The following is a 14,503-nucleotide window of genomic DNA, read 5'->3' on the forward strand; positions in this document are numbered from 1 at the left end:
TCGCCCCGCTCCGCTCGCAGAGACGGCGGCGGTCCGGGCGCGTCTTCGGGTGGCCCCTCCGCAACCCTGTCACGCGACTCTGCTGAGACACGTCGGACCGGATCGCGCGGCACAGCCCGGCGGTTCGGGCGTTACGACACTGGGAACGGGAGCCGAGAGGCAGCATGAACGCACCGACCAAAGCCGCTGCGACGTCCGGGGCCGCGGCCGTCCTGCCGGCCGCGCTGGCCCCCCGGGCCGAGGGGCCGCGGATCTACAACCTGTTCCCGCTCCTGGTCGGGCGCGTCTCGGACTGGACGGCCGAACTGCCGCGGATCGCCGCCCTCGGCTTCGACTGGGTCTACCTCAACCCGTTCCACCAGACCGGCGGCTCGCGGAGCCTCTACGCGGTGGCCGATCCCGAGCGCCTGGACGAGCGGTTCCGCGACCCCGACGGCACGCCCGACGACGAGCAGATCCGCCGCTTCTGCACCGCCGCCGAGGCTCTGGGCCTGTCGGTGATGACCGATCTCGTGATCAACCACACGGCCGACAACGCCCGGCTCGCCACCGAGCGGCCCGACCTGTTCATGAAGGAGCCCGACGGCTCGATCATGCACCCGGCCGCCGTCGACCCGGACGACCCGTCGATCCGCACCGTCTGGGGCGACCTGGCCGAGCTCGACTACCACACCCCCTCCGTCCGGGATGAGCTGACCCGGATCTGGGGCGCCTACGTGGCGCATCTCCAGGGCCTCGGCGTGAAGGGCTTCCGGTGCGACGCCGCCTACAAGGTGCCGCCGGAGACCTGGCGCGTCCTGATCGGGCAGGCCAAGAGCCAAGACCCCGCCTGCCTGTTCGCCGCCGAGACCCTGGGCTGCACCTTCGAGGAGACCCGGGCCACGGCCGGCGCCGGCTTCGACTACCTGTTCAACTCCTTCGCGTGGTGGGACCTGAGGAAGCCCTGGGCGCTCGAGCAGTACGAGCGCCTGCGGGTGCTCGCGCCCTCCATCGCCTTCCCCGAGAATCACGACATGACGCGGCTCGCCGCCGAGATCGGCGGTGGCCCGGAGGCGGTGGCGGCGCACCTGCGCACCCGCTACGCGCTCGCTTCCTTCTTCTCAGCCGGCGTGCTCATGCCGATCGGCTACGAGTGGGGCTACCGCCGGGCGCTGCACGTGGTCGAGACCACCCCGCGCGACCGCGAGAACGAGACCGGCATCGACATCTCCGGCTACGTCCGGGCCATCAACGCCCTGCGGGCGGAGCTGCCGGCCGCCAATGTCGAGGGCGCGCAGATCCGGATCTCGGCACCCGACAGCGATCTGGTGGCGCTCGCCCGCTTCGACACCGGCCACCCGGCCTCGGCGCGGCACGGGCTGATCGTGCTCTTCAACCCGACCGATCGGCCGGTGCCGGTCGAGGCCGGCGCGCTCGTCGCCCGCACCGGCGGGATGCTCGGCGCCTTCGTCGACCGGACGCCCGAGGCCGAGCCGATCGCCTTCCACCCTGGCAGCGCCATCGACCTGATGCCCGGTGAGTTGCGCATCCTCGCCGCCAGCGCCCAGGAGGTCGCCCGCCAGCCGGCGCGCGGCACCCCGGACGGAGAGGGAAGGGTGGTGATCGAGGCGGTCAGCCCCGAGATCGACGGCGGCCGCTCGGCGGTGAAGCGGGTCGTCGGCGAGTCCCTGCGGGTCGAGGCCGACATCTTCTCCGATGGCCACGAGATCATCGACGCCGCGATCCTGTCGCGGGTCGCCGGCACCGACGCGTCTGGAGGCGAGACTTGGCGCGAGGACCCGATGGTCTTCGTCGACAACGACCGCTGGGCCGGACACTTCCCCCTCGAGCGGAACGCCCGCTACGAATTCACCCTGATCGCGTGGCGCGACGCCTTCTCATCGTGGGTGCGCGACACCCTGAAGAAGCGCGCCGCCGGCGTCGACGTGCGGCTCGAGACGATCGAGGGCGTGGCGCTGGTCGGGACCGCCGCCTCTCTGGCCCGGACCCGCGGCGGCCGCGACGCCGAGCGCCTCGCCGCGCTCGTGGCCGCGCTCGCCGCCGAAGAGACCGGCTCGGCCGCCCAGCTCGACCGGATCCTGGCCCCCGAGGCGTCGAGCCTCGTGCGCCGGAACGCCGAGCGGGTGAACCTGACCCGCTACCCCGTGACCCTGCCGGTGATCGCCGACCGCCTCGCGGCCCGGTTCTCCGCCTGGTACGAGATCTTCCCGCGCTCGCAGTCGATGGACGTGAACCGACACGGCACCTTCGACGACGTCATCCGGCGCCTGCCCGAGATCCGCGAGCTCGGCTTCGACGTTCTCTACTTCACGCCAATCCACCCCGTGGGCCGCACCAACCGCAAGGGGAAGAACAACACCCTGAAGGCCGAGCCCGGCGATGTCGGCTCGGTCTACGCGGTGGGCGCGGAGGAGGGCGGCCACGAGGCCGTGCATCCCGATCTCGGCACGCTGGCGGATTTCGAGCGGCTGGTCGCGGCGAGCCACGCCTATGGCATGGAGATCGCCCTCGATTTCGCGATCCAGTGCTCGCCCGACCATCCCTGGATCAGGAACCACCCGGAATGGTTCGAGTGGCGCCCAGACGGCACGCTCAAATTCGCCGAGAACCCGCCGAAGAAGTACGAGGACATCTCGAACGTCCACTTCTACGGGGGCGCCCTGCCCTCGCTCTGGATCGAGCTGCGCGACATCCTGCTCGGCTGGTGTGCCCGGGGCGTGCGCATCTTCCGGGTCGACAACCCGCACACCAAGCCGATCCCGTTCTGGGAATGGGTGATCGGCGAGGTCAACGGCCGCTATCCGGACGCGATCTTCCTCGCCGAGGCCTTCACCCGGCCGAAGATGATGAAGAAGCTCGCCAAGGCCGGCTACCAGCAGAGCTACACCTACTTCACGTGGCGCAACACCAAGCAGGAGCTCACCGACTACGCCCTGGAGCTGGCCGGCGAGATGGGCGAGTACTACCGCCCGAACTTCTTCGCCAACACGCCCGACATCAACCCGTACTTCCTCCAGACCAGCGGGCGGGCGGGGTTCGTCATCCGCGGCACGCTCGCCGCGACCCTGTCGTCGGTCTACGGCATCTACAACGGCTTCGAGCTGTGCGAGGCCGCGCCGTATCCCGGCAAGGAGGAGTACCTCAACTCCGAGAAGTACGAGCTGAAGGCCTGGGACTACGACCGGCCCGGCAACATCCGCGAGCACATCGTCAAGCTCAACAGGATCCGGCGCGAGAACCCCGCCCTCTGGGACTTCCGCAACGTGACCTTCACGGGCGCCTGGAACGACAACATCATCGCCTACGCCAAGGCGACGCCGGAGCGCGACAACTGCGTCTTCACCATGGTCAACCTCGACCCGAAGAACCGCCAGGAATGCACCTACGAGGTGCCGCTCTGGCTGTTCGGCCTGCCCGACGACGGCGCCGTCGAGGTCGAGGACCTGCTGCAAGGCTACACGTTCGAGTTGCGCGGCAAGACCCACCGCATCGCCCTCGATCCGGCCGAGCGATCCTGCGTGATCTGGCGCCTCCGGGCGCCGCGGCGGGTTGCGGGCTGAGGCCGCGCGTGGCACTCGGCCATGGCCCTTGAATGCGGCGGCGGGAATTCCCGTCGCCGACCCTCGCACCCGCGCGGCGGCCCGCCGCCCGCGCCCCGGCCGGGTCCCCCGCCGGTCCCGTCAGACTCGACCGATGAGGCAGCGACGCGATGATCGATCGCAGCGACCCGCAATGGTACCGTGACGCCATCATCTACCAGATCCACGTCAAGTCGTTCTTCGACTCGAACAACGACGGGATCGGGGATTTCGAGGGCCTGACCCAGCGCCTCGACTACGTGCGCGATCTCGGCGTCACGGCGATCTGGCTGATGCCGTTCTATCCCTCGCCGCTGCGCGACGACGGCTACGACATCGCCGATTACCGGGACATCAACCCGTCCTACGGGACCATGGAGGACTTCAAGGCCTTCGTCGAGGCGGCGCACGACCGGGGCCTGCGGGTCATCACCGAGCTCGTCATCAACCACACCAGCGACCAGCACCCCTGGTTCCAGGCCGCCCGCGAGGCCCCTCCCGGCTCGCCCGAGCGCGACTTCTACGTCTGGTCGGACACCGACGAGCCGTACAAGGACACGCGGATCATCTTCCTCGACACCGAGGCGTCGAACTGGACCTGGGACCCGGTCGCCAAGCAGTATTTCTGGCACCGGTTCTACAGCCACCAGCCGGATCTCAACTTCGACAACCCGAAGGTGCTGGAAGCGGTCATCGACGTGATGCGCTACTGGCTCGACATGGGCGTCGACGGCCTGCGGCTCGACGCGATCCCCTACCTGATCGAGCGCGACGGCACGAACTGCGAGAACCTCGCCGAGACCCACGACGTCATCAAGGCGATCCGCGCCGCGCTGGACGCGAGCTACCCCGACCGGATGCTGCTCGCCGAGGCCAACCAGTGGCCCGAGGAGACCGCGCAGTACTTCGGCGACGGCGACGAGTGCCACATGGCGTTCCACTTCCCGCTGATGCCGCGGATGTACATGGCGATCGCCCGGGAGGACCGGCACCCGATCACCGACATCATGCGCCAGACCCCGGAGATCCCCGAGGGCTGCCAGTGGGCGATCTTCCTGCGCAACCACGACGAGCTGACGCTCGAGATGGTCACGGCCGAGGAGCGTGACTACCTCTGGTCGTTCTACGCCGCCGAGCGGCGCGCCCGGATCAACCTCGGCATCCGCCGCCGCCTCGCGCCGCTCCTCGAGAACGACCGGCGCAAGATCGAGCTGATGAAGTCCCTCGTCCTGTCGATGCCCGGCACGCCGGTGCTCTACTACGGCGACGAGGTCGGCATGGGCGACAACATCTACCTCGGCGACCGCGACGGCGTGCGCACGCCGATGCAGTGGTCGCCCGACCGGAACGGCGGCTTCTCGCGGGCGAACCCGCAGAAGCTGTTCCTGCCGGCGATCCAGGACCCGATCTACGGGTTCGACGCCATCAACGTCGAGGCGCAGACCCAGGCCCAGACGAGCCTGCTGAACTGGACGCGGCGCATGATCGCGATCCGCAATAACAGCGTCGCGCTGGGGCGCGGCACGATCCAGTTCCTGTACCCGTCGAACCGGAAGGTGCTCGCCTGGATCCGCGAGCACGAGGACGAGCGGATCCTGTGCGTGGCGAACCTGTCGCGCGCGCCGCAGGCGGTGCAGCTCGACCTGTCGGAGCTGCGCACCGCGGTGCCGATCGAGCTGACCGGCGGCACCGAGTTCCCGCCGATCGGCGACCTGCCCTACCTGCTGACCCTGCCGTCCTACGGCTTCTACTGGTTCTCCCTGAGCGCCGCCCGGTCGGGGGTGATCGGCCCGCAGCAGGAGCCGCCCGAGCTGTTCACCCTGGTGCTCACCGGCGGGATCGAGACCCTGATGAGCGGGCGCGAGCGCGTCGCCTTCGAGCGCACCGTGGTGCCCCCGTTCCTGACGAGCCGGCGCTGGTTCGGCGCCAAGGGCTCGCGGATCAAGGCCACGAAGGTCGTCGACTGCGCCGCCCTGAAGGACGTCGACGGCAGCGCGCGCTTCCTGCTGCCGCGGCTGCAGGTGCAACTCGCCAGCGGCGAGACCCAGGAATACTTCGTGCCCGTGGGCGTCGAGGAGGGCCGCGAGGACGAGACCCTCATGCCCTTCGCGGTGGCGCGGGTGCGCCGGGGGCCGCGCACCGGCCTGCTCTACGGGGCGGCCGGCTCCAACGACTTCGCCGCCTGCCTGATCGACGACATGCGGCAGACCCGCGAGATCCCCACGGAGACCGGGCGGCTCGTCTTCGCCGTCACCTCGGCCTTCGACCCGGACGTCACGGTCGACGTGGCCGACATCCGCCGGCTCTCGGGCGAGCAGAGCAACACCTCGATCGCCATCGGCTCGAAGATGATGCTCAAGCTGCTGCGCCGCCTGCAGCCGGGCCTGCATCCCGAGATCGAGGTCGGGCGCTTCCTCACCGAGAAGGCGGGCTTCTCGAATACACCCGCCCTGCTCGGCACCTTGGAGCACGTCGCCGAGGACGGCACCCGGACGGCGCTGGCGGTCCTGCAGAGGTTCGTCATGAACCAGGGCGACGCCTGGACCCTGATGCTGGAGGGCCTGCGCCGGGACTTCGAGACCGTGGTGCTCACGCCCGAGAGCGAGGCCGCGACCCCAGAGGAGGCGTTCCAGGCCCACCGGCCGTGGGCCGACCTGCTCGGCCGGCGCACCGCCGAGCTGCACGCGGCGCTCGCCATCGAGACCGACGACCCGGCCTTCGCGGCCGAGCCGTTCACCGGGGACGACCTCGGCGTGCTGGCGCGCGACGCCCGCCACCAGGCCGAGCGCGCCTTCCGGGCGCTCAAGGGCCTCGCCGACCGGGGCCTCGACGCCGGCAAGCCGGCCTGCGCGGAACTCGGCCTGCGCCGGGGCGAGGTCGAGGCGCTGATCGCCGCCCTCACCGAAGCGCCGGTCCGGGGCGCCCACAAGACCCGCATCCACGGCGACTACCACCTGGGCCAGGTGCTGGTCGCCGAGAACGACCTGATCATCGTCGACTTCGAGGGTGAGCCCTCGCGCCCGGCCGACGAGCGCCGGGCCAAGTCGATGCCCCTGCGGGACGTCGCCGGGCTGATGCGCTCCTTCGCGTACGGCGCCGAGACGGTGATCCGGGAGATCACCGCGCGGTTCGCCGATTCGGAGGAGCGGGCGCGGGACGCGGCGACCGCGTGGCGCGGCATGATCGAGGCGGCGTTCCTCGCCGGCTACGAGACCGCGGTCGAGGGCTCCCGGGCGGTGGTGACCGATCCGGAGAGCCGGACCCGGCTGCTGCGCCTCTGCCTGCTGACAAAGGCGCTCTACGAGGTCGACTACGAGGCCAACAACCGGCCGGACTGGATCGAAATCCCCGCCCGTGGGGTTCTCACCATTCTGGACACGGACGGACACGAGCCCGGAGCAACCGAATGACGGCGATCGACGAGACCTTCGCAACGCGGGTCGACCCGGAGGGGGCGACGGCGCGGTCCGCGGATGTCCCGGGCGCCGGCGCCGCGCAACCGCCGAGCGTCCACCCGGACGCGGTCGCCGCGCTGATGGCCGCCAACCACGGCGACCCCTTCGCGGTGCTCGGCCCCCACCGGGTCGGGCCGAAGGCCTGGGAGGTGCGCGCCGTGCTGCCCGAGGCCCGGGCCGCCACCCTGGTGATGGACGGCCGCACCGCGCCCTTCGAGAAGCGCCACCCGGACGGGTTCTGGGTCGCGAAGGCCGAGGGCGAGCACCGGCCCCTCTACGAGATCGAGGTCGAGTTCTGGGACGGGACGAAGCGCCGCCGCTACGACCCCTACGGCTTCGGCTCCTCGATCGAGCAGTACGACGTGGCGGCGCTCCGCGAGGTCGGCACCAACCTCGTCTACCGGATGCTCGGCGCCCAGTCGGGCCAGCTCGACGGCATCGACGGCTTCCGCTTCGCCGTCTGGGCGCCCAACGCCCGCAAGGTCAGCGTCGTCGGCGACTTCAACGACTGGGACGGGCGGCGCCACCCGATGCGCCTCTGGCAGGACGGCGGCATCTGGGAGCTGTTCGTGCCGGGCCTCAAGGCCGGCGTGCGCTACAAGTTCGAGATCCGCGGGCCCGACGGTGCCCTGGTGCCGCTCAAGGCCGACCCGGTCGCCTTCGCGGCCCAGCACCCGCCGGAGACCGCCTCGGTCACCCACGGGTCGAGCGACTTCGACTGGCGCGATTCCGGTTGGATGAGCACCCGCGGCGCGAAGGACCCGCGCCACGCGGCGATCTCGGTCTACGAGGTCCATCTCGGCTCCTGGGCGCGGGTGCCCGAGGAGGGCAACCGCTACCTGACCTACCGGGAACTCGCCGAGCGGCTGATCCCCTACGTGAAGGATCTCGGCTTCACCCATATCGAGATGCTGCCGATCACCGAGTTCCCGTTCGACGGGTCCTGGGGTTACCAGCCGGTCTCGCTGTTCGCGCCGACGAGCCGCTTCGGCAGCCCTGAGGACTTCGCGGCCTTCGTGGACGCCGCCCACGAGGCCGGCATCGGCGTGCTGCTCGACTGGGTGCCGGGCCACTTCCCGCTGGACGCCCACGGGCTCGGCCTGTTCGACGGCACGCACCTCTACGAGCACGCCGACCCGCGCCAGGGCTTCCACCAGGACTGGGGCACCTACATCTACAATTTCGGGCGGACCGAGGTCGCGACCTTCCTGGCTGCCAACGCCCGGTTCTGGCTGGAGCACTACCACCTCGACGGCCTGCGGGTGGATGCCGTCGCGTCGATGCTCTACCTCGACTACTCGCGCCGCCAGGGCGAGTGGATCCCGAACCGCTACGGCGGCAACGAGAACCTCGACGCCATCGACTTCCTGCGCAAGACCAACGAGGCGACCTACAGCCACGCCCCGGGGACGATCACGGTGGCGGAGGAATCGACCTCCTGGCCGGGCGTCTCGCACCCGACCTACACGGGCGGCCTGGGCTTCGGCTTCAAGTGGAACATGGGCTGGATGCACGACACCCTGCATTTCATGCAGGAGGATCCGATCCACCGCCGCTACCACCACCACAACCTGACCTTCGGGCTGCTCTACGCCTTCTCGGAGAATTTCATCCTGCCGCTCTCCCACGACGAGGTCGTGCACGGGAAGGGCTCGCTGCTCGGCAAGATGCCCGGCGACCGCTGGCAGAAATTCGCGAATCTCCGGGCCTATTACGGCTTCATGTGGGGTCATCCCGGCAAGAAGCTGCTGTTCATGGGCGGCGAGTTCGGCCAGGAGCGGGAGTGGAACCACGACAACAGCCTGGACTGGCACCTGCTGGACGATCCCCTGCACGAGGGCGTCCAGAGCGTGATCCGCGACCTCAACCGGCTCTACGTGTCGACTCCGGCGCTCTACGGCCGCGACGTGGAGCATACCGGCTTCCAGTGGCTGGTGGCGGACGACCAGGACAACAGCGTCATCGCCTGGGCCCGCAAGGGCGCGAAGCCCGGCGAGATCGCCATCGTGGTGTCGAACTTCACCCCGGTGCCGCGCGAGGGCTACCGGATCGGCGTGCCGCAGGCGGGGTTCTACCGGGAGGCGTTCAACTCGGATGCCGGCGTGTACGGCGGGTCCAACCTGGGCAACCAGGGCGGCCGCCACACCGACGATCAGGCGAGCCACGGCCAGGGGCAGAGCCTGTCGCTCACCCTCCCGCCGCTCGCCACGATGATCTTCCTGCTGGAGGGGTGAGGATCAGAGGCGCTGGGATGAGGACGGCTTCTCACGGACGCACCTCATCTCGAGGCGCCCGCGCCGGTGGGCCTCGAACGGAGGGCTCCCGGGATCGCGCGACCGGCGGGAGGGCTCCTTACGAGGCCTCCGCTGCGCTCCGGCACCTCGGGATGAGGTGCCTGCGTGGGAGAGTTCTCCCAAGCCGGGCCCCGATCCGGTCGTGATGGGGGTTAGAGGCACCGATCTGCGCGCATCGGGATAAAATCTGCGCGCCATGAGACGATGGTGCGCGCCGCGTCCCCGATAAACCCTCCGCCGATCCGGCGGAGGACCTTATGAGACGCGCGATCCCCACCCTCGCCTGCACGCTGTTGCTGGCCGTTCCCACCACCGCCCTGGCGAATGCCGACGACATCGCCTGGATCAAGCGCTGCATCTCCGACAATGCCGACGAGGGGCAGAGCGCCGACACGCTCGCGGTCTACTGCACCTGCATGAACAACAAGATGTCGAGCGACGAGACCCTCTCGATCACGGCCTGGGAGAAGCGGCATCCGGAGGAGCAGGAGGCCTGCTCGCGGAAGGCCAGGTGGCGTAGCCGCTGATCACCCGTTCGGAGGCCCCGGCCCGCCCGGCCGACGCGGCGGGCCGAGCCCATCGCCCGGACCCTCGCCGGCATGGCACCACCGCCTGTCCCCTCGGCGGTTGTCCTGCGCGCTCCCGACCTCACGGCCGCACATCCCCCGGTGCGCAGCCATAGGTGGCACGGAAGCTTCGGAAGAAGGTCGACAGGCTGTCGAAGCCGCTCGCATAGGCGGCTTCGGTCACGCTCGTCCGGGGCGCGGTCTCCAGGATGCGGCGGGCGCGGGCGACCCGCCGCATCCGCAGATGGCGGCTGAAGCTCGTGCCGGTCGGCGCGAACAGGATGTGCAGCTGCCGGACCGAGACACCGAGCGCCGCCGCGACCTGCCCGGGCGACAGGCCGGGCTCGTGCAGGCGGCGCTGGATCAGGGCGTGGACTCGGTCGAGCAGGGCCGTCCGGACGGCTCCGCGCGCCGAGTCGGCCCGCGGCTCGCCGGCTTCCCGGGCGAGCAGCGCGAGGTGCAGGAGCGTGTCGGCGGCAGCGTCCGCGGCGGCTCCGGTGAGATGCGGCGCCTGGGCGATGACGGAGTCCAGGTAGGCGGCGAAGAGCGCCGGAAGCCCGGGCCCGGGCGAGAGCGGCCGAAACGGGTACGCCCCGCCGCCCGGGGCGACCCGTGCCACCTGCGACAGGGGCAACCGCACGATCCGGCAGGAAAAGCCTTCCTGCACCGCCGGGACGGTGTCGTAGGGCAGGTCCAGCTGGCCGACCACGACGGTGCCGGGCGTGACCGGGATCTCGCGGCCGCCGGCCACCAGCAGGCCGCCGCCCGCGACTTGGTGGCAGATGCAGAAGGCATCGCTCGGGCCGCCGGCGATCTCGGAGGGCCCGCGGCGGACCCGGTAGGCCGAGGCCGTCAGCGCGGCGATCGCGGCGGCGCCCAGGCTGCGGAGGGTGTAGGCCCCCTGGAAGTGCCGGCGCTTCCCGGGCTCGAGTTCGATGCTGACGCCGAACAGCCGCCTGGCGCGCTCCTCACGCCATTGCTCGAAGCGGTCCCGCGGGTGCAGCGATTCGGTCGACCAAGTCAGCATGGCCCGACCATGCAGAGCCGCCGGGCCGGATCCACCGATCCGGGCGGCCTCGCACAGGAAATGCGTCCTGCCGCCGGGGTCCTACGCCGCCCGCCAGCGCAGCCCGACGCTGTTGCCGATGGCCCGGCCGTAGAGCCCGGCATAGTCCTCGGCGGCCCGGTCCCAGCCGAAATGGGCCGCCATGGCCCGCCGCCGCATGGCGTTGAGGCGCTTCTTCTGGCCGAAGGCCTCCAGCGCCCGCCGCACCGCCGCCCCGAAGGAGGCGGCCGAGGCCTCCCCGAAGGTGAATCCCGTCACGCCGTCCTCGACCGTGTCGGCGAGGCCGCCGGTCCGGCGCACGATCGGCAGGGAGCCGAAGCGCTGCGCGTACATCTGGGCGAGGCCGCAGGGCTCGAAGCGCGAGGGCATCAGCAGGAAGTCGCTGCCGGCGAACATCCGCCGGGCCTGCGCCTCCTCGAAGCCGACATGCACGCCGACCGCGTCCGGATGGCGCTTGGCCAACCCCTGCAGCGCCTGCTCGAACCGGCCCTCGCCCCGGCCGATCACCACGAGCTGGCCGCCCCCGGCCACGATGGTCTCGGCCGCCTGCAGGCTCAGGTCGATGCCCTTCTGGTGCACGAGGCGCGACACGATGGCGAAGAGCGGCCCGCGGGAGACCGCGAGGCCGAATTGCTGGCGCACCGCCTCGGTGTTGGCGCGCTTGCCCTTCCAGTCGTCGATCTCGAAGCGCGTGGCGAGGTGCGGGTCGGTGGTCGGATCCCAGCTCTCGTCGATGCCGTTCAGGATGCCGGCGAGCCGGCCCTGACCGGCGCGGGTGCGCAGCAGCCCGTCGAGGCCGCAGCCCAGCTCGGGCGTCTGGATCTCCCGCGCGTAGGTCTCGCTCACCGTGGTGACCTGCGAGGCGTAGAAGATGCCGGCCTTCAGGAAGGAGAGCTGCCCGTAGAACTCGGCGCCGTCGACTTGGAAGGCCGCGTCCGGCACGCCGAGCCGGGGCAGGGCGTCCCGGGGGAACAGGCCCTGGTAGGCGAGGTTGTGGATCGTCAGCACGCTCGGGACCCGCCGGCCGCGCCACGCGAGATAGGCCGGCGCCAGGGCCGCCTGCCAGTCGTTGAGGTGCAGGAGGTCGGCCGCCCAGTCGGGATCGGCGCCGGCGGCGAGGTCCGCCGCCGCGAGGCTGAGGCGGGCGAAGCGCAGGTCGTTGTCGCCGAAATCGCCGTGCTGGTCGCCGTAGGGCGTGCCGTCGCGCTCGTAGAGGTCGGGGCTGAGCAGGACGTAGATCCGCAGGCCGTCGGCCGCCTCGACCAGGCCGAGGTCGCAGGCCGGGATGCCGGCGAACCCCTCGAGGCGGGCGACGACCGGGATCTCCGGGAAGGCGGCGCGGACCTGCCGGTAGCCCGGGATCAGGACGCGGATGTCGTAGTGCGGGACCAGGGCCCGGGGCAGGGCGGCCGAGACCTCGCCGAGGCCGCCGGTCTTCACGAAATCCGCCATCTCGGGCGTCGCGTAGAGGATGCGGCGGCGCAGCGAGGCCGGCCGGGCCGGAACCGGCACGGGACCGACGCCGTTCTCCTCGCCGGACGACCACTCGGCGAAGGAACCACCACGGCGCGCATCGAGCATCAGCATTGATCCTGGCCGGGCGGAATGCCCCGGTCTGGCAGAGGATCGGGCAGGCACGGCTGTCACGATCTCAACCACGGCCAATGCTCCTTCGCCGCGACGGTTCCGTTGCGACGCACAAAATAGGCCACCGTGGTGATTAAGCGTCACTTACCTATGTGGCATCGCAGCGAGAAATCGCGCCGGAACGGCGGATTTCGGTCCCTGGATACGGCGTTCCGGCCCAGAACGACGGCAACCGGCGCCCCGGGGCGGGGCCCGGCCGACCGTCCGTGGCCGACGAGCGGCGCGCGCCGGTGACGTGATTCGGCCCGACGGGTGCCGGGATCGGGCTCCGCTCACTCCGCGCGGCGCAGGATCACCCCCTCGGCGGGCCCCAGCGCCATGGTGAGGCCGGCCGGCTCGCCCGCGCGCCCCGGACGGGTCGAGAGCAGCACGGTCCAGGCCCCCTCGGGCAGTAGCAGGTCCTGCGACGCCGCGCCGAAATTCAGCAGCACGCGCAGGACAGCCCCGTCGGCGAAGCGCTCGTAGGCGAAGATCTCGGCGACCCCGAGCGGCACCTCCCGGTAGCCGCCCACGGCGAGGGCCGCGTGGTCGCGGCGCAGGGCGAGCAGCCGCCGGTGCAGGGTGAGCATCGAGCCCGGGTCCGAGCGCTGGCTCTCGACGTTGCAGGCTGGCCAATCCGCCGCCAGCGGCAGCCAGGGCTCGGCCGTGGAGAAGCCGGCCTGGGGACTGTCGTCCCACTGCATCGGCGTGCGCTCCGGGTCGCGGCCGTGCCCGGGCTCGTTGTGCTCCCAGGGATCCCGGGCGCGGTCGGGCGGGATCGGCACGTGGCCGAGCCCGATCTCGTCGCCGTAGTAGAGGGTCGGCGTGCCCCGCAGGGTCAGGAGCAGCATCGCGGCGATGCGGGCCTGATCGGCCCCGACGCGGGCGGCGATGCGCGGCTGGTCGTGGTTGCCGAGCACCCAGTTCGGCCAGCCGCCCTCGGGCAGCGCCGCCTCGTACTGCGCCACGAGGTCGGCCACGGCCTCGGCCCGCCACGGGGTCTGGATCAGCTGGAAATTGAACGGCAGGTCGGCGCCCGTGAGGTCCGGACCGTAATAGGCGACCAGCCGCTCCACCGGCAGGTAGATCTCGCCGATCAGCACCCGCTCGCCGTAACCGCGCAGCACATCCCGCATCCCGGCGATCACGTCGAACACCTCCGGGCGGTCGGCGGAGTAGACCTGGGTGAAGCGGTTGATCTCGGGCGCGCCCGGCGCGTAGTCGGGATTGGCCGGGTTGTCGCGGAAACCCGCATCCTTCATCAGGTGCCAGATCACGTCGACCCGGAACCCGTCGACCCCGCGCTCCAGCCAGAAGCGGAGCACGTCGTGCATGGCCGCCCGCACCGCGGGGTTGCGCCAGTTCAGGTCCGGCTGCTCGGCCAGGAAGGCATGGTAGTAGTACTGGCCGGTGGACTCATCGAGCGTCCAGGCCGGGCCGCCGAAATTCGACAGCCAGTTGTTGGGCGGGCCGCCGCCGGGCGCCGGGTCGCGCCAGATGTACCAGTCCCGCTTCGGGCTCGCGCGCGACGACCGGCTCTCGGAGAACCAGGGATGCGCGATCGAGGAGTGGTTCGGCACGAAGTCGAGGATCACCTTCAGCCGGCGCCGATGGGCCTCGGCCACGAGGGCGTCGAAATCGGCCAGCGTGCCGAACAGCGGGTCGATCCCGCAGTAATCGGCCACGTCGTAGCCGAAATCGGCCATGGGCGAGGGGTAGACCGGCGAGATCCACACGGCGTCGACCCCTAGCCATGCGAGGTAGTCCAGCCGCGCCGTGATGCCCGGCAGGTCGCCGACCCCGTCGCCGTTCGTGTCCTGAAAGGAGCGTGGGTAGACTTGGTAGACGGTCCCGCGCTTCCACCAGACGGTGTCGGTCATGCTGCGCCCCTCGCATCGGCGGCCCACGCTTAACCGCT

General features: G+C 71.0%; 7 protein-coding genes. 4 read left to right on the forward strand and 3 right to left on the reverse strand.

Annotation, left to right across the window (positions count from 1 at the left end; genetic code table 11):
- Window positions 1–164: 164 nt before the first annotated feature.
- From ACLBYE_RS05510 to ACLBYE_RS05525, 4 genes are all read left to right on the forward strand, one after another.
- Complete coding sequence (locus tag ACLBYE_RS05510; protein ID WP_447693366.1) at window positions 165–3,560, forward strand: maltotransferase domain-containing protein; 3,396 nt, start codon at window positions 165–167, stop codon at window positions 3,558–3,560.
- A 149-nt stretch (window positions 3,561–3,709) separates the two neighbouring features.
- Window positions 3,710–6,988, forward strand: coding sequence for a maltose alpha-D-glucosyltransferase (gene treS, locus ACLBYE_RS05515; RefSeq protein WP_447693367.1), 3,279 nt, complete (start codon window positions 3,710–3,712; stop codon window positions 6,986–6,988).
- On the forward strand, window positions 6,985–9,267 hold the full coding sequence (glgB, locus tag ACLBYE_RS05520; protein WP_447693368.1) for a 1,4-alpha-glucan branching protein GlgB: 2,283 nt from the start codon (window positions 6,985–6,987) through the stop codon (window positions 9,265–9,267). The genes treS and glgB overlap by 4 nt, the downstream gene beginning before the upstream one ends.
- Window positions 9,268–9,584: 317 nt before the next feature.
- Window positions 9,585–9,854, forward strand: coding sequence for a hypothetical protein (locus ACLBYE_RS05525; RefSeq protein ID WP_447693369.1), 270 nt, complete (start codon window positions 9,585–9,587; stop codon window positions 9,852–9,854).
- Window positions 9,855–9,975: 121 nt separating this feature from the next.
- Here ACLBYE_RS05525 and ACLBYE_RS05530 read toward each other — a convergent pair whose 3' ends face one another.
- The 3 genes from ACLBYE_RS05530 to ACLBYE_RS05540 all read right to left on the reverse strand — a co-directional run bounded on the left by ACLBYE_RS05530 (window position 9,976) and on the right by ACLBYE_RS05540 (window position 14,465).
- The gene (locus ACLBYE_RS05530) at window positions 9,976–10,920 is read right to left on the reverse strand and encodes a helix-turn-helix domain-containing protein (protein ID WP_447693370.1); all 945 of its coding nucleotides are present in this window, start codon (window positions 10,918–10,920) and stop codon (window positions 9,976–9,978) included.
- Window positions 10,921–11,001: 81 nt separating this feature from the next.
- A complete protein-coding gene (glgA, locus tag ACLBYE_RS05535) occupies window positions 11,002–12,540 on the reverse strand; it encodes a glycogen synthase GlgA (protein ID WP_447693371.1) in 1,539 nt (512 codons plus the stop codon).
- 338 nt (window positions 12,541–12,878) lie between these two features.
- Complete coding sequence (locus ACLBYE_RS05540; RefSeq protein WP_447693372.1) at window positions 12,879–14,465, reverse strand: alpha-amylase family glycosyl hydrolase; 1,587 nt, start codon at window positions 14,463–14,465, stop codon at window positions 12,879–12,881.
- Window positions 14,466–14,503: the final 38 nt, after the last annotated feature.

This window comes from Methylobacterium sp. A52T (assembly GCF_053346095.1).

Bases quoted from the DNA above. Each gene is read 5' to 3' on its own strand.
- ACLBYE_RS05510 (WP_447693366.1), top strand. From the start codon at position 165: ATGAACGCACCGACCAAAGCCGCTGCGACGTCCGGGGCCGCGGCCGTC.
- treS (WP_447693367.1), top strand. From the start codon at position 3,710: ATGATCGATCGCAGCGACCCGCAATGGTACCGTGACGCCATCATCTAC.
- glgB (WP_447693368.1), top strand. From the start codon at position 6,985: ATGACGGCGATCGACGAGACCTTCGCAACGCGGGTCGACCCGGAGGGG.
- ACLBYE_RS05525 (WP_447693369.1), top strand. From the start codon at position 9,585: ATGAGACGCGCGATCCCCACCCTCGCCTGCACGCTGTTGCTGGCCGTT.
- ACLBYE_RS05530 (WP_447693370.1), bottom strand. From the start codon at position 10,920: ATGCTGACTTGGTCGACCGAATCGCTGCACCCGCGGGACCGCTTCGAG.
- glgA (WP_447693371.1), bottom strand. From the start codon at position 12,540: ATGCTCGATGCGCGCCGTGGTGGTTCCTTCGCCGAGTGGTCGTCCGGC.
- ACLBYE_RS05540 (WP_447693372.1), bottom strand. From the start codon at position 14,465: ATGACCGACACCGTCTGGTGGAAGCGCGGGACCGTCTACCAAGTCTAC.